Source organism: Microbacterium sp. KSW4-4 (assembly GCF_023091185.1).
In the GTDB taxonomy this organism is placed as follows: Bacteria; Actinomycetota; Actinomycetes; order Actinomycetales; family Microbacteriaceae; genus Microbacterium; species Microbacterium paraoxydans.
This window is the reverse complement of sequence record NZ_JAHWXJ010000001.1, coordinates 793,421-808,465: the sequence shown is the minus strand read 5'-3', so window position 1 is coordinate 808,465 and position 15,045 is coordinate 793,421. Positions and strand designations below refer to the sequence as shown.

At 69.9% G+C, this 15,045-nt stretch carries 11 protein-coding genes; 7 read left to right on the top strand and 4 right to left on the bottom strand.

Annotation, left to right across the window (positions count from 1 at the left end):
- Positions 1–92 precede the first annotated feature (92 nt).
- The 3 genes from KZC57_RS04035 to def all read left to right on the top strand — a co-directional run bounded on the left by KZC57_RS04035 (position 93) and on the right by def (position 5,540).
- Complete coding sequence (locus tag KZC57_RS04035; RefSeq protein ID WP_247641090.1) at positions 93–3,500, top strand: pyruvate carboxylase; 3,408 nt, start codon at positions 93–95, stop codon at positions 3,498–3,500.
- Between the two features lie 64 nt (positions 3,501–3,564).
- Positions 3,565–5,049, top strand: coding sequence for a MinD/ParA family protein (locus KZC57_RS04030; RefSeq protein ID WP_247641089.1), 1,485 nt, complete (start codon positions 3,565–3,567; stop codon positions 5,047–5,049).
- Positions 5,049–5,540, top strand: a complete 492-nt coding sequence (gene def / locus KZC57_RS04025; protein WP_144881307.1) for a peptide deformylase — start codon at positions 5,049–5,051, stop codon at positions 5,538–5,540. The genes KZC57_RS04030 and def overlap by 1 nt, the downstream gene beginning before the upstream one ends.
- 90 nt (positions 5,541–5,630) lie before the next feature.
- On the opposite strand, the gene KZC57_RS04020 is transcribed toward def, so the two are convergent.
- Positions 5,631–7,463: a long-chain fatty acid--CoA ligase gene (locus tag KZC57_RS04020; protein WP_144881305.1), complete on the bottom strand. Its 1,833-nt coding sequence runs from the start codon at positions 7,461–7,463 to the stop codon at positions 5,631–5,633.
- A gap of 150 nt (positions 7,464–7,613) precedes the next feature.
- Between KZC57_RS04020 and KZC57_RS04015 the strand changes: the two genes are divergently transcribed.
- Together KZC57_RS04015 and KZC57_RS04010 are read left to right on the top strand one after the other, a co-directional pair.
- Positions 7,614–8,303 (top strand): 1-acyl-sn-glycerol-3-phosphate acyltransferase, encoded by a 690-nt coding sequence (locus KZC57_RS04015; RefSeq protein WP_247641088.1) that lies wholly within the window; start codon positions 7,614–7,616, stop codon positions 8,301–8,303.
- A 47-nt stretch (positions 8,304–8,350) separates the two neighbouring features.
- The gene (locus KZC57_RS04010; protein WP_029989865.1) at positions 8,351–9,691 is read left to right on the top strand and encodes a class II 3-deoxy-7-phosphoheptulonate synthase; all 1,341 of its coding nucleotides are present in this window, start codon (positions 8,351–8,353) and stop codon (positions 9,689–9,691) included.
- A 61-nt stretch (positions 9,692–9,752) separates the two neighbouring features.
- Here the strand turns inward: KZC57_RS04010 and pknB are convergent, their stop codons facing one another.
- Both pknB and KZC57_RS04000 read right to left on the bottom strand, forming a co-directional pair.
- Complete coding sequence (pknB, locus tag KZC57_RS04005; RefSeq protein WP_060921160.1) at positions 9,753–11,708, bottom strand: Stk1 family PASTA domain-containing Ser/Thr kinase; 1,956 nt, start codon at positions 11,706–11,708, stop codon at positions 9,753–9,755.
- A gap of 76 nt (positions 11,709–11,784) precedes the next feature.
- Positions 11,785–12,912 (bottom strand): LysM peptidoglycan-binding domain-containing protein, encoded by a 1,128-nt coding sequence (locus KZC57_RS04000; protein WP_247641087.1) that lies wholly within the window; start codon positions 12,910–12,912, stop codon positions 11,785–11,787.
- Between the two features lie 130 nt (positions 12,913–13,042).
- Between KZC57_RS04000 and KZC57_RS03995 the strand changes: the two genes are divergently transcribed.
- The gene (locus KZC57_RS03995; protein WP_060922681.1) at positions 13,043–13,399 is read left to right on the top strand and encodes an Rv2175c family DNA-binding protein; all 357 of its coding nucleotides are present in this window, start codon (positions 13,043–13,045) and stop codon (positions 13,397–13,399) included.
- Between the two features lie 9 nt (positions 13,400–13,408).
- Here KZC57_RS03995 and KZC57_RS03990 read toward each other — a convergent pair whose 3' ends face one another.
- Positions 13,409–14,512: a polyprenyl synthetase family protein gene (locus KZC57_RS03990; RefSeq protein ID WP_060922680.1), complete on the bottom strand. Its 1,104-nt coding sequence runs from the start codon at positions 14,510–14,512 to the stop codon at positions 13,409–13,411.
- A gap of 84 nt (positions 14,513–14,596) precedes the next feature.
- Here KZC57_RS03990 and KZC57_RS03985 point away from each other — a divergent pair, with 84 nt between their 5' ends.
- Positions 14,597–14,971: a DUF3040 domain-containing protein gene (locus KZC57_RS03985; RefSeq protein WP_060922679.1), complete on the top strand. Its 375-nt coding sequence runs from the start codon at positions 14,597–14,599 to the stop codon at positions 14,969–14,971.
- Positions 14,972–15,045 lie beyond the last annotated feature (74 nt).

Here is a 15,045-nt window from a genome sequence, read left to right as displayed (position 1 = left end):
GGAGACCACGTTACCTTCCCCTAGGCTGGGGGAACACTCAGCCCCGCCCCATGTGCGTGCCTCGGCCGTGCATCGAGCTCTCAGAGGTGTGCATGTTCCAGAAGATCCTTGTGGCGAATCGTGGCGAGATCGCGATCCGGGCATTCCGGGCAGCGGTCGAGGTGGGGGCGCGCACCGTCGCCGTCTTCCCGCACGAGGACCGCGGCTCGGTCCATCGGCTCAAGGCCGACGAGGCGTACGAGATCGGCGAGCGCGGGCACCCGGTCCGCGCCTACCTGGATGTCGACGAGATCATCCGCGTGGCCACCGAGGCCGGTGCCGACGCCATCTACCCCGGCTACGGCTTCCTCTCGGAGAACCCCGAGCTGGCGGAGAAGGCCGCGGCGAACGGCATCGTGTTCATCGGGCCGCCGGCGAAGGTCCTCGAGATGGCAGGCAACAAGGTGGAGGCGAAGCGCCACGCCGTCGAAGCGGGCGTCCCCGTGCTCCGGTCCACCGAGGCCTCGGACGACGTCGACGCCCTGGTCGCCCAGGCGGAGGAGATCGGGTTCCCCCTCTTTGCGAAGGCGGTGGCCGGGGGAGGCGGCCGTGGCATGCGGCGCGTCGAGACGCTCGGCGATCTCGGACCGGCCCTCGCCGAGGCCATGCGGGAAGCCGGCAGCGCCTTCGGCGACCCCCGGATGTTCCTCGAGCAGGCCGTCGTCCGGCCGCGGCACATCGAGGTGCAGATCCTCGCGGACAAGACCGGCGAGACGGTGCACCTGTTCGAGCGGGACTGCTCCGTGCAGCGGCGGCATCAGAAGGTCGTCGAGATCGCTCCCGCCCCCAACCTCGACGACGACGTGCGCCAGGCTCTGCACGGCTACGCCGTGGCCTTCGCCCGCTCCATCGGCTACGAGAACGCGGGGACCGTCGAGTTCCTGCTGGAGACGGCGGGGGAGCGTGCCGGCGAAGTCGTGTTCATCGAGATGAACCCGCGCATCCAGGTCGAGCACACGGTCACCGAGGAGGTGACCGACGTCGACCTCGTGCAGAGCCAGATGCGCATCGCCGCGGGGCAGACCCTCGCCGAGCTGGGACTGCAGCAGGAGAATCTGCACCTGCGCGGTGCCGCACTGCAGTGCCGCATCACCACGGAGGACCCGACGCAGGGCTTCCGTCCCGACACCGGGAAGATCACGACCTACCGCTCGCCCGGCGGCGCGGGCATCCGTCTCGATGGCGGCACCGTGCACCAGGGCGCCCAGATCAGCCCGCACTTCGACTCGATGCTGGCGAAGCTCACGTGCCGAGGACGCGACTTCCCGGCCGCCGTCGCCCGCGCGCGCCGTGCCCTCGCCGAGTTCCGCATCCGCGGTGTCTCCACGAACATCCCCTTCCTCCAGGCTCTGCTCGACGACGAGGCGTTCATCCGGGGCGACGTCAGCACGTCCTTCATCGACGAGCGCCCGGAGCTGCTCCGCGGACGCGCCTCGAAGGACCGCGGGACGAAGATCCTCAACTGGCTCGTCGACGTGACGGTGAACAAGCCGCACGGCGCGCACCCCGGCGTCATCGACCCCGCGACCAAGCTGCCGCCGATCGACCTGGCGGTCGAACCGGTGCCCGGATCCCGGCAGCGGCTGCTCGAGGTCGGTCCCGAGGAGTTCGCTCGCGGCCTGCGTGCGCAGAGCGCCCTCGCGATCACCGACACGACCTTCCGCGACGCGCACCAGTCGCTGCTCGCGACCCGGGTCCGCACGAAGGACCTCGTCGCCGCCGCTCCGTACCTCGCCCGGCTGACACCGGAGCTGCTGTCGGTCGAGGCCTGGGGCGGCGCCACCTACGACGTCGCGCTCCGCTTCCTGGGCGAGGACCCGTGGGAGCGACTGGACAAGCTGCGGGCGGCCCTGCCGAACGTCGCGATCCAGATGCTGCTGCGTGGCCGGAACACGGTCGGCTACACGCCGTACCCGACGGCGGTGACCGAGGCCTTCGTCGCGGAGGCGGCAGCGAGCGGCGTCGACATCTTCCGCATCTTCGACGCGCTCAACGACGTGGAGCAGATGCGCCCGGCGATCGAGGCGGTCCGCGCCACGGGGACCGCGGTCGCGGAGGTCGCGCTCTGCTACACCGGCGACCTGCTGGATCCGGCGGAGGGGCTCTACACCCTCGACTACTACCTCGGACTCGCGGATCAGATCGTCGCCGCGGGCGCGCACATCCTCGCGATCAAGGACATGGCGGGCCTGCTCCGTCCCGCCGCCGCCGCGAAGCTCGTCTCGGCGCTCCGTGAGCGCTTCGACCTGCCCGTGCACCTGCACACCCACGACACTCCGGGTGGACAGCTCGCGACCCTGCTCGCGGCCAGCGCCGCCGGCGTCGATGCGGTGGATGCCGCGTCGGCCCCGCTGTCCGGCACGACCAGTCAGCCGTCGCTGTCTTCGCTCGTCGCCGCGCTCGCCCACACGGAGCGGGACAGCGGGATCTCCCTCGCCGCGGTCTCCGACCTGGAACCGTACTGGGAGGCGGTGCGTCGCCAGTACGCGCCGTTCGAGTCCGGGCTGCCGGGACCCACCGGACGTGTGTACCACCACGAGATCCCCGGTGGACAGCTGTCGAACCTCCGGCAGCAGGCGAAGGCTCTCGGCCTCGCGGACGACTTCGAACTCATCGAGGACATGTACGCCGCAGCCGACCGCATCCTCGGACGCGTCCCGAAGGTCACCCCGTCGTCGAAGGTCGTGGGGGACCTCGCCCTGCACCTCGCCGCGGTGAAGGCCGATCCCGCAGACTTCGAGGCGAACCCCGAGAAGTACGATGTGCCGGACTCCGTGGTCGGGTTCATGGCCGGAGAGCTCGGCGACCTCCCCGGTGGCTGGCCCGAGCCCTTCCGCTCCAAGGTGCTCGCCGGCCGTTCCGTGCGAACCGGCCTCACGGCGCTGACGGACCAGGACGAGGCGGAGCTGGCGGGGACGAGCGCGCAGCGGCGCTCCCGCCTGAACACGCTGCTGTTCCCCGCGCCCACGGCCGAGTTCACGGAGCGGCGCGAGCAGTACGGCGATCTGTCCGTGCTCGACACGAGCGACTACCTCTACGGGCTGGTCCCCGGCCAGGAGCACCTCATCGAGATCGACCGTGGGGTGCAGCTCTACGTGGGTCTCGAAGCCATCGGCGAGGCGGACGACAAGGGCATGCGGACCGTCATGACGACCCTGAACGGTCAACTCCGGCCCGTGTTCGTGCGGGATCGTTCCATCTCCGTGGATGCACACGAGGTGGAGAAGGCGGACACGTCCGTTCCCGGCCAGGTGGCGGCGCCGTTCTCCGGAGTGGTCACCCTCAAGGCCGAGGTGGGGGCGGCGGTGCGGGCCGGTGAGCCGGTCGCGTCGATCGAGGCGATGAAGATGGAGGCTGCCATCACCGCCCCCGTGGACGGGGTCGTCGAGCGGCACGCCATCGCCGAGACGCAGCAGGTGGACGCGGGTGATCTTTTGGTCGTGATCCGACCGGCGCACTAATCTTGTCCGGGCGAGGCCGCGCACCCTGGGCGCATCCCGAGGCCCGCACAGGTTGGAGTGACACGTGACCGCGAAGAACAACGCCGATCCCGAGGACAGTCCGCTGGGGGTGCTCGACGACGCTGCGTCCGTCGACACCGCCGGCATCGGCATCCTCGGCGGGACCGCGCAGGTGCGGGTGACCCTGCCGGCGGAGGAGGACGACGACCTCGCCGACGACGGCGTGGTGGAGGGAGAGGTCGGCATCGACCTCGTCGTCGACGACCTCACGCTGCCCGCCGCGCCGAAGCCCGTCCTGGATCCGCCGCGCACCGACGACGTGATCGATGCGGTCGTGGTGGAGGAGCCCGCGCCGATGGCAGATGCCGCCGCGGATCGGGTCGCCGAGGAGGAGGCTGCGGCTCTCTTCCTTGCGAAGGCCGGTGCCGACCGTGCGGAGAGCCCGGCGGCGAAGCCGGCGCGCGCCCCGCAGCCACCTGTGCAGAAGGAGACCACGATGCCCGCATCCGACGACAAGCCCGTCGCCTCCGCGCCCACGCGTCCGGGCCCGCGCACCGACGTGACGCTCACCGCGAAGCGCCTCGACGAGTTGGGGGAGTCCGCCCGCGAATCCGCGGACCTCCTCACCACCGATCGCCTCCTCGACCCGCATCGTGCGGCCAAGCCGGAACCCGAGGGCGGGTGGAGCCATCTGCTCTACACGCTGTCCGGTCGGCGGCTGAACATCGGCGACGGGCGCCGTGCGCGCGAGCGCAAGGAGCTGACCGCGCGCATCGCGGCCCCGCTCGCTGGCGGCGCCCGCTTCGTGCCGGTGCTCTCCCGCAAGGGCGGCGTGGGCAAGACCACCGTCACGGCGCTCCTGGGCATGGCCCTCGCGGACGCGCGGGAGGACCGTGTCATCGCCGTGGACGCGAACCCCGATCGGGGAACTCTCGCCGACCGGGTGCAGCGCGCCGCGCACGGCAAGTCCGTGCGAGACCTGGTGCGCATCCGCGACGACGTGCGGGGCTACCACGACGTCTCCGCCATCGTCGCTCGGGATGCGACGCGCCTCGACGTGCTCGCGTCGGACGCCGATCCCCGCGTCGCCGAGGCCTTCAGCGACGACGACTACCGCGATGTCGCCGATGTGGCCGCGCACTACTACTCGCTCGTGCTCACCGACACCGGCACCGGAATCGTCCACTCCGTGATGTCGGCCACCCTCGACCTCGCCGACCAGATCGTCATCGTCTCCGGCCTCAGCGTCGACGAGGCGCGACTGGCCTCCGAGACGCTCACGTGGCTGGAGACCAACGGGTACGCGCAGCAGGCGCGGGATGCGATCGTGGTGCTCAACCAGTCGACGCCCGGCACGCCGCTCGTGCGTCTCGGAGAGCTCCAGGCGCACTTCGCGTCGCGGGCCCGCAGCGTCGTGCGTGTGCCGTACGACCCGCAGATCGCCGCGGGCGGGACGATCGTCTTCGCGAACCTCCTCCCCGAGACGCGGAAGGCGGCACGCGAACTCGCGGCGCTCCTCGTCGAGGGTCTCCGGGCGAAGGCCGCATGATGACGGTCCGAGAGATCCGCATCTTCGGCGACCCGGTCCTGCGGACCGTCTGCGCGCCCATCGAGGAGATCGACGACGGCGTGCGCGCCCTGGTCACCGATCTCCTGGAGACCGTCGAGCTCCCCGGTCGCGCCGGCGTTGCGGCCCCGCAGATCGGCGTCGCGCTCCGTGCCTTCAGCTACAACGTCGACGGCGAGATCGGGTACGTCCTCAACCCCGTGCTCACGGAGGTGCGCGGCGAGCCCGAGCCGACGGGGGAGGGCTGCCTCTCGGTGCCGGGACTCTGGCACGACGCGCAGCGCCACCCCTGGGCCCGGGTCGAGGGGATCGACCTCGACGGGCAGCCGGTGGTGCTCGAGGGGGACGGCTTGCTCGCGCAGGCCCTCCAGCACGAGACCGACCACCTCGACGGCAAGCTCTTCCTCTCCCGGCTCGACCCCGAGACCCGGAAGATCGCGATGCGCGAGGTTCGAGAGAGCTCCTGGTTCTAGCCCCGACCCACCCCTTCTCGTACGAACCGGCCCCTTACGCGCGAGCGCAAGGGGCCGGTTCGGTCAGAAGGGGGTGGGTCGACCTGTGGGTCAGCCGCCGATCGCGACGTTGGTCGTAGCGACCGGCTCGTCGTAGATCGCGGAGATCTCATCGGCGAAGTCGTTCATGATGATGTTCCGCTTGATCGACAGCTTCGGGGTGAGGTGGCCCGAGGCCTCCGTCCACTCCGAGTCCAGGATCGTGAACTTGCGGATGGACTCCGCGCGCGACACCCGCTCGTTCGCCGCGTCGACCGCGCGCTGCACCTCGGCGCGGACCTGCGGGTTTGTCGAGGCCTCCGCCAACGTCATCTTCTCGTCGAGACCGTTGTTCGCGAGCCAGGTCGGCAGCATCTCCGGGTCGAGGGTGACGAGTGCCGAGATGAACGGACGCTGGTCGCCGACGACGACGACCTGCCCCACGATCGGGTTCGCGCGGATCGGGTCCTCGAGGGCGGCCGGGGCGACGTTCTTGCCGCCCGCCGTGACGATGATCTCCTTCTTGCGCCCGGTGATCGTGAGGAATCCGTCGGCGTCGAAGCTGCCGATGTCGCCGGTGTGGAACCAGCCGCCGTCGCTGAACGCCTCGGCGGTGGCCTCCGGGTTGTTCCAGTACTCCTTGAACACGTTGATGCCCCGCACCTCGATCTCGCCGTCGTCGGCGAGACGCACCCCGACGCCGGGGAGGGCGGGGCCGACCGTGCCGATCTTCGACTTCGAGGCGAGGTTCACCGTCGCGGGCGCCGTCGTCTCGGTCAGACCGTAACCCTCGAGGATCACCACGCCGAGGCTGTGGAAGAAGTGGCCGAGGCGCGCGCCCAGGGGAGCGGAGCCCGACACCGCGTAGACGACGTTGCCGCCCATGGCCTCACGGAGCTTGGAGTAGACGAGCTTGTTGAAGAGCGCGAACTTCAGCTTCGTGCCGAACGGGATCTTCTTGCCCTCCTCCAGCAGCCGGGAGTGCTCGATCGCGACGTCGGCCGCGGCGCGGAAGATCTTGCCCTTGCCACCCGCCTCGGCCTTCTGCTCGGCGGAGTTGTAGACCTTCTCGAACACGCGGGGGACCGCGAGGAGGAAGGTGGGCTTGAACGAGCCGAGGGCCGGCAGCAGCTGACGCGTGTCGGGCTGGTGGCCGGTGCGCACCCCGGCGTGCACGTTGAGGATGGAGATGAAGCGCGCGAAGACGTGCGCCGTCGTGATGAAGAGCAGGGTGGAGGAGCCGGGGGTCTGCACGACCTCGTCGAGGGCCTTCGCGGAGTTGCGGGACAGCTCGACGAAGTTGCTGTGCGTGAGCACGCATCCCTTGGGTCGTCCGGTGGAGCCCGAGGTGTAGATGAGGGTCGCGATGTCCGAGCCGACGGCGAGGTTCCGGCGACGCTGGATCTCGTCATCGGAGACCGAGGCTCCCTGCGCGGTGAGCGTGTCGATGGCGCCCAGATGCAGCTGCCAGACCTCCCGGAGCAGCGGCAGGTCGCCGCGCACCTCGTCGACGCGGGCGAAGTGCTCCGGTGACTCGACGAGGAGCGCGATCGCGCCGGAGTCCTCGAGGATCCACTGGATCTGCGACGGCGAGCTCGTCTCGTAGATCGGCACCATCACCGCACCGGCGTAGAAGAGGGCGAAGTCGACGAGGCTCCACTCGTAGGTGGTGCGGGCGAGGAAGCCCACTTTCTCGCCCGGCTGGATGCCCGCGGCGGCGAAGCCCTTCGCGAGCGCGATCACGGCGGTCTCGAAGTCGGCGGCGGAGATGTCGCGCCACCCGTCGCCCTGCGGGACGGAGAACAACGCCCGGTCGGGAGTCGCCTCGACGCGCTTCGCAAGCAGGTCGGCGACGTTCGCGTCGGGATCGGCGGGGACGATCGCGGGGACTTCAAACTGGACCACGGCAGCTCCTTCGGTACCGGTCGGGCACGGGCGTTGGTCCGAGTCTAGGGCATGGCACCGGGTCGCGGTCAGGGTGAAACTCAGTCGCTTCCCGGGTCGAGAGACGAGAAACGTGAGGCGATGTGCATCGCGGCGCTAGACTTCACCTCGATGTTCTACTGGCTGATGAAGTACGTCGTGATCGGCCCCGTGGTCAAGGCCGTGTTCCGCCCCTGGATCGTGGGGCGGAAGAACGTGCCCGCGACCGGGGCGGCGATCCTCGCCAGCAACCATCTCTCCTTCGCGGACTCGATCTTCCTGCCCCTCGTGATCGATCGGTCGATGTCGTTCCTCGCGAAGAGCGACTACTTCACCGGACGCGGCCTCAAGGGGTGGTCCACCCGCTTCTTCATGAAGGCGACGGGCCAGATCCCCATCGACCGCTCCGGTGGCAAGGCCTCGGAGGCCTCCCTGAACACCGGCCTCCAGGTCCTCGGCGGGGGCGACCTGCTCGGCATCTATCCGGAGGGCACCCGCAGCCCCGACGGCAAGCTCTACCGCGGCCGCACCGGCATCGCCCGGATGGCGCTCGAAGCGAAGGTCCCCGTCATCCCGGTCATCATGGTCGACACCGAAACGGCGATGCCCATCGGCCGCCGGATCCCGCGCGTCATGCGGGTCGGGATCGTCATCGGCGAGCCGCTCGACTTCTCTCGCTACGCCGGCATGGAGAACGACCGCTACATCCTCCGCTCCGTCACGGATGAGATCATGGTGGCGCTCCAGCGGCTCGGTCAGCAGGAGTACGAGGACGTCTACGCATCGACCGTCAAGGACCGCCTCCCGGCGCGCGTCACATAGCCTCCGGAGCGCGTCTCGGCGGTGTCGCCGCCCACTAGGCTGGACGCATGCTCCCGCACCACATCGAAGCCCTTGATGCCTGGCGCTCGCTTCCCATCAAGCAGCAGCCGCAGTGGCCAGACGCCGACCGCGTCGCCGACGTCTCCCGGCAGATCTCGAGCCTTCCGCCGCTGGTCTTCGCGGGTGAGGTCGACAACCTTCGCGACCGTCTCGCCAGGGCGGCCTCCGGGCAGGCCTTCCTCCTCCAGGGCGGCGACTGCGCCGAGACCTTCGCCGGGGCGACGGCCGAGCAGATCCGCAACCGCATCAAGACGGTGCTGCAGATGGCCGTGGTGCTCACGTATGGCGCCTCCATGCCGGTCGTCAAGATGGGGCGCATGGCCGGGCAGTTCGCCAAGCCGCGCTCCAGTGACACCGAGACCCGCGGCGAGGTGACGCTGCCCGCGTACCGTGGCGACATCGTCAACGGCTACGACTTCACCGAGGGCTCGCGTCAGGCCGATCCCGGTCGTCTGCTGCAGGGCTACCACACCGCGGCATCGACGCTGAACCTCATCCGGGCCTTCACCCAGGGTGGATTCGCCGACCTCCGGGAGGTGCACTCCTGGAACAAGGGCTTCGCCCAGAACCCCGCCAACCAGCGCTACGAGCGCATGGCCGCCGAGATCGATCGTGCGATCAAGTTCATGGAGGCCGCCGGCGCGGACTTCGACGAGCTGAAGCGGGTCGAGTTCTTCACCGGCCACGAGGGTCTGCTCATGGACTACGAGCGCCCGATGACGCGGATCGACTCCCGGACGGACACGCCGTACAACACCTCGGCCCACTTCCTGTGGATCGGGGAGCGCACGCGCGAGCTCGACGGCGCGCACGTCGACTACTTCTCGAAGATCCGGAACCCGATCGGCGTGAAGCTGGGCCCCACCACGACGCCGGAGACGGCGCTGGCGCTCATCGACAAGCTCGACCCGGAGCGCGAGCCCGGCCGCCTGACGTTCATCACGCGCATGGGTGCCGGCCGCATCCGCGACGCGCTGCCCCCTCTGCTGGAGGCGGTCCGCGAGTCGGGTGCGCAGCCGCTGTGGGTCACCGACCCGATGCACGGCAACGGCATCACCACGCCCACCGGATACAAGACGCGCCGTTTCGACGACGTCGTCGACGAGGTCCGCGGCTTCTTCGAGGCCCACCGCGCCGTGGGTACGTTCCCCGGCGGCATCCACGTCGAGCTGACCGGCGACGACGTCACCGAGTGCCTGGGCGGATCGGAGCAGATCGACGAGGCGGCCCTCGCGACTCGCTACGAGAGCCTGTGCGACCCGCGTTTGAACCACATGCAGTCCCTGGAGCTGGCCTTCCTCGTGGCCGAGGAGCTCGAGAAGCGCTGATCCGCGGGCGGAATGCACGAAGGGGCCGGAACGATGTTCCGGCCCCTTCGTCGTATCGCCGTCAGCCGGCGAAGCTCATGGTGAGCGTGATGCTCGTGCCCTTCCGCTGCGGGTCGGACGGGCTGTACGACTCCACGCGCGTGTTCTCGTTCGCGAGGAGATCCCACACCGAGTCGGGCAGACCGGTGCTGCTCGTGTAGCTCCAGGTGAAACCGGCGTCGCGCAGCGCGCCGGTTGCCTCATCCCGCGTCATCCCGGAGACATCGGGCACGTCGAACAGCGGCGGCCCCTGGGAGACGATCAGCTGGATCGTCTCGCCCGGGCGCCACGATCCTCTCTCGGCGCGGTCCGCGTAGCCGATGACGCGGTCCTTGCCGATGGAGTCGCTCGGGCGGTAGATGTTCTCCTCCGCCACCTTCAGGCCCTTGCCGGTGAGCGTCTCGGTGGCCTGCTTGACCGTCATGTCCGTGACGTCCGGCACCGGGCCGCGTGACACCTGGATGGTCGCCGTGTCCTTCTCGTGGACCGTGCATCCCTGGTCGCAGGCGAAGGCATCTCCGCCGTCCCGAGGGGTGATGCGGACATTGATGACCGATCCGTCCGTGGTGTCGGTGAAGTACTCCTCGTCGTCGGTGATCTCCAGATTCGCCGCCTGCAGCGCGGCCCGCACATCGTCGGCCGACTGCCCCGCGACCGGGGCGAGGTCGTGCGAGGCCGGGCCGGCGGATACGACCACGGCGACGGTGGCGCCCTTGTCGATCCTGGTGCCCGAGCCGGGGTCCGTCTCGATGACGATCCCCTTCTCGACATCGACGGAGAACTCGTCGCGCTGGGCGGGTTCGAAGCCGGCTTCGGTGAGGTCGGCGGCGGCCTCGTCGTAGGTCTGGCCCGCCACATCGGGCACCGCGATCAGCGAACCGGGACCGGAGCCGAACCACCATCCGACGCCGCCGGCGAGGACGGCGAGCAGCAGCACGAGGGAGAGGAGGAAGGTACCGCGGGCGCGGCGCTTGGCGGCTCGCCGGCGGAGGATCGTGGCGTTGTCGATCCCCGGGGACGTGGCCGTCGCCGGTTCGGGGAGGACCATGGTGCCCGGCATGACCTTGGTGAGGTCTCCGGAATCCGCCTGGTCGCGGGAAGCGCCGGTGGTCCGGGTCACGGCGGGGGCGACGCCGATCTCGCGCTCGATCTCGCGCAGGCGCTCGAGCATCTGCTGGGCATCGTCCGGACGCTCGTCCGGAGACTTCTCGGTCGCCCACAGCACGAGCTCGTCGAGCTGCTCCGGCACTGCGGGATTGCGGACGCTGGGCCGGGGAACCGACTCCGTGGCGTGCTGGAACGCGATCTGCATCGGCTGCTCGCCCTTGTAGGGCTGCTCGCCGACGAGCATCTCGTAGAGCATGATGCCGAGCGCGTAGATGTCGCTGCGGGCGTCGGCGGTGCCGCGGGTGACGAGCTCGGGCGCGAGGTACGCGATCGTCCCGAGGAGCTGCTGCCCGGTCGCGGTGTTCGCGGTCGTCGCTCTGGCGAGTCCGAAGTCGCCGATCTTGATGCGCCCGTCCTCCGCGAGCAGGACGTTCTCCGGCTTCACGTCGCGATGGACGATGCCCGCCCGATGCGCGGCGGAGAGCCCGGCGAGAACGGCGTCCATGATGGTGATCGTCTGAGCGACGGTGAGGCGCTTCTGCTCGCGGAGCAGCTCCCGCAGGGTGATGCCTGGCAGATACTCCATGACGAGGTAGGCGAGCTCGCCGTCCTGGCCCTGATCGAAGACGTTGACGACGTGCGGGTCGGCGAGCCGCGCCGCGGCGCGCGCCTCCTGGATGAACCGGCTCTGGAACGCGGAGTCGTCGCTGAGGTGGGCGTGCATGACCTTCAGGGCGATGCGACGCTCCAGTCGGAGGTCGGTGGCGACATAGACCGTGGCCATTCCGCCGCGGGCGATCCGCGCACGCACCCGGTACCGACCGTCGACAAGCCGCCCGATGAGGGGGTCGGCTTGATGATTGGTCGTCACGACAGAAGTCTATGGACGATTGGCTGAAAGCCCCGGGAACGCCTCACCCCTCGAGGCATCCGGATTTCCGCAGGCGTCACCCGTGCTGGGCGAGCCATGCGTATGCCTGGGCCTCCCACTGCCCGTAGCGATCCGGGTAGGCGGAGATCTGCACGGCCTGCGCCGCATCGGTGAAGGCCAGCGACTCCCAGCCGGGAATGTCGAGCAGGCCGCGGGTGAGATGCCCGTTCGGGTCGCCGGCGCCCCCGTAGAAGACGCGCGTGCTCCGCTCCGCATCCATGATCTGCGCCGGGGTGCCCCAGCCGGTGCTCGGGCGCTGCTGGAAGATCCCGAGCGAGTCGCGGTCCCCCCAGTCCAGGTTGCGGAGATCCGACTCCACCATCCCGGTGGCGAGGGCGATGGCGATCCCGCGGTCGGAGACTCCGAGCTCGCGGCCCACGCGGATGATGAGCGCGGCGTTGGCCGCCTGCTCGGCTGTCAGGGTGGCACTGCGCTGTCCGGTGGGTGCGGCGGCGGGCTTCGGAGCAGGTGCCTGCACGGCGAGGCGCTGACCCGGGTAGATGATCGACGACGCGCCGAGGCCGTTCCAGGCGAAGAGGGACTGCGTGGTGGTCCCGTACCGCTGGGCGATCGAGAACAGCGTCTCGCCTGCCGCCACGGTGTGTGTCGCGCCGCTCGGCTGCGCGTGCGGTGCCGGTGCCGCCGCGGGCGCGGCGGCGGGCGAGGCTGCGGGCGCAGCAGCCCCGGACACGACGAGCTTCTGCCCGGGGTAGATGATGGCGCCGGCGGGAAGGCAGTTGGCGGCGAGGATCGCGCTCACCGAGGTGGCGTATCTCCGGGCGATGCCGAAGACGGTGTCGCCCGCCACGACCGTGTGGGTCTTCGTCGTCGCGGGGGCCGGCGCGGGAGCCCCGGCGGGGGCGTGCAACTGCAGACTCTGCCCCGGATAGATCACCGATCTCCAGGACAGACCGTTCCAGCCGAGGACGTCGGTCGTTCGGATTCCGTAGCGACCGGCGATGCCGGCGACCGTGTCGCCCGGTTGCACGACATGCGAGGGCGGGATGTTCTGCGTCGGTGCGACGCGCACCGGAGCGATGCGATGCCGTTCGTGCGGCGCGACCGGCGGTGCAGGCGCGGCGGCGGCGGGCGCCGCCGTCAGAGTGGCGGCGAGAGCGCCGGCCACGGCTGTCTGGAAGATCACGTCAGCCCCCTTTTTCGAGCACTTCACGCTGACACGGATGTATAGAGATGTCAACAGAAGTGACGGGTGTGACGAATGTGACGGAAGTGCTGAACATGCGCTCCGGCTGCCGAGGTGAGATAGTGGCAACGTGTCTGAGAACGTCGCTGCAACCCGTGATTCCGCCTTCGAATGGCTGACCATGCCCGACCTCGTCGAGGTTCTCGGCGAGCCGCTCGGGCGCGTGCGTCGTCTGATCGACGAGCACTACCTCGTCGGCTCGCGGCGCAGCGGCGTCTTCGCGGTGCCGTCGGTGTTCATCGTGGACGGGCAGCCGCTGAGCTCCCTGCGCGGGACGATCATCGTCCTGCAGGATGCCGGCTTCTCGGACGACGAACTGATCGACTGGCTGCTCGCCGAGGAGGAGACCCTCGGGCGTTCCCCGATCGCCTCCCTGCTCGCCGGACACAAGAGCGAGGTCCGTCGGCTCGCGCGCACGCTCGCCTGAGCGATCCGCTCAGGAGGAGCGCACGGTCGCTGCTCTGCCGAGGTCGCGGAGCTCTCCGACAGCGGCGTCGTCGAGCCGGGCTCCGGAAAGCGCGCGATCGGCCTCTCTGGCGTAGTCCGCGATCATCGTCTCGACCCGTTCGAGGGCCCCGGTTCCGGCGATCGTCTCCTGCAGGAACGACACCTGCGCTGCTGTCAGATCGGGATCGCCGAGCATCTCGTCGAGCAGCCGCCGCGCAGGGGTGTCCAGCTTCTCCCTGGTGAGGGCGATGAGCACGGTGCGCTTGCCCTCGCGCAGGTCATCGCCCGCGGGCTTGCCGGTGACGGCGGCATCGCCGAAGACGCCGAGCACGTCGTCACGCAACTGGAAGGCGAGGCCGAGCGGGTGCCCGAAGCGCCGCAGCGCCGAGGTCTGCTCCGCGTCCGCGCCGGCGAGGCTCGCACCCAGGATGAGGGGCTGCTCGATGCTGTACCGCGCGGACTTCAGCGAGGCCACACGGAGCGCCCGTTCTGCATGCTCGCGGTCGTCGCTGACGCTCCACGCCGACTCCTCGGCGATGTCGAGGAACTGTCCGATCGTGACGTCGCGCCGCATGCGCGCGTACTCGGCGCGCACGGTCCGTGCCTCTCCGTGCCCATCGAGCGCAGACTCGAGGAGGTCATCGCTCCACGCGACGAGGAGATCGCCGAGCAGCACGGAGCCGGCGCGGCCGAAGGCGGCGGCGTCTCCCCACCAGCCGGCGGAGCGGTGGGACGCCTCGAGAGCTCGGTGAGCGGCGGGGCGGCCTCGGCGTGTATCGGAGTTGTCGATCAGGTCGTCGTGCACGAGTGCGGCGGACTGGAAGATCTCCAGCGCCGCGCAGAGGTCCCACAGGGCGTCGTCCTCGGTGGCGAGACGGTCGCGGAAGCGGGAGACGGCGCGCCATCCTGCGTGGCAGAAGCGGGCGCGCAGCCTCTTGCCTCCGGAGAGGGTGTCGGACGCCGCGTCGAGGAAGGCGGCGGCGTCGTCGCCGTAGTCCGCCGACTCCGTTCGCATGCGGTCGAGGAAGAGGTCCAGTCGCGCGGCCACGGCGTCGGGGACGGAGGGGGAGGGGGACGGCACGACTCCCAGCATACGTAAAGGATGAGACGCCTGAACTGCTAGCCCCGGACGCCGCTCGCGCGTAGACTGGAGGGCACGATACCCGAGGGGGATGAGATGCCACTCTCCGAACAGGAGCAACGTCTGCTCGACGAGATGGAACGCCATCTCCTGCACAATGACGCCGACGTCGTGAGCGCGCCGTCGGGTGATCGCACGCTCAGCTATCGCAACCTCGTCTACGGGGCCCTCCTCCTGCTCGCCGGCATCGGCGGACTCGTCGTCGGCGTCATCCTCGGGGACGTCTGGGGCATCGTCGTCGGGGTGATCGGATTCGCGGCCATGCTCGGCGGAGTGATGCTGGCCGTCACCCCGGTCCGGCGCAGCGGTCCGGCAGAGGCCCGCACGCGCACCGCCCCGAAGCGGCAGGACTCCTCTTCCTTCATGGATCGCATGAACGACCGATGGGATCGGCGGCAGGACGGCCACTGACCCCTCCCTTTCTCTCCACCACGAAGCCCGGATGCTGAGCATCCGGGCTTTTTCGTGCGTGCTGCGCCGTCTAC

Coding starts and splice junctions, on each gene's coding strand:
- def (WP_144881307.1), top strand. CDS start 5,049: ATGACGGTCCGAGAGATCCGCATCTTCGGCGACCCGGTCCTGCGGACC.
- KZC57_RS03990 (WP_060922680.1), bottom strand. CDS start 14,512: ATGCTGGGAGTCGTGCCGTCCCCCTCCCCCTCCGTCCCCGACGCCGTG.
- KZC57_RS04035 (WP_247641090.1), top strand. CDS start 93: ATGTTCCAGAAGATCCTTGTGGCGAATCGTGGCGAGATCGCGATCCGG.
- KZC57_RS04015 (WP_247641088.1), top strand. CDS start 7,614: ATGTTCTACTGGCTGATGAAGTACGTCGTGATCGGCCCCGTGGTCAAG.
- KZC57_RS03985 (WP_060922679.1), top strand. CDS start 14,597: ATGCCACTCTCCGAACAGGAGCAACGTCTGCTCGACGAGATGGAACGC.
- KZC57_RS04010 (WP_029989865.1), top strand. CDS start 8,351: ATGCTCCCGCACCACATCGAAGCCCTTGATGCCTGGCGCTCGCTTCCC.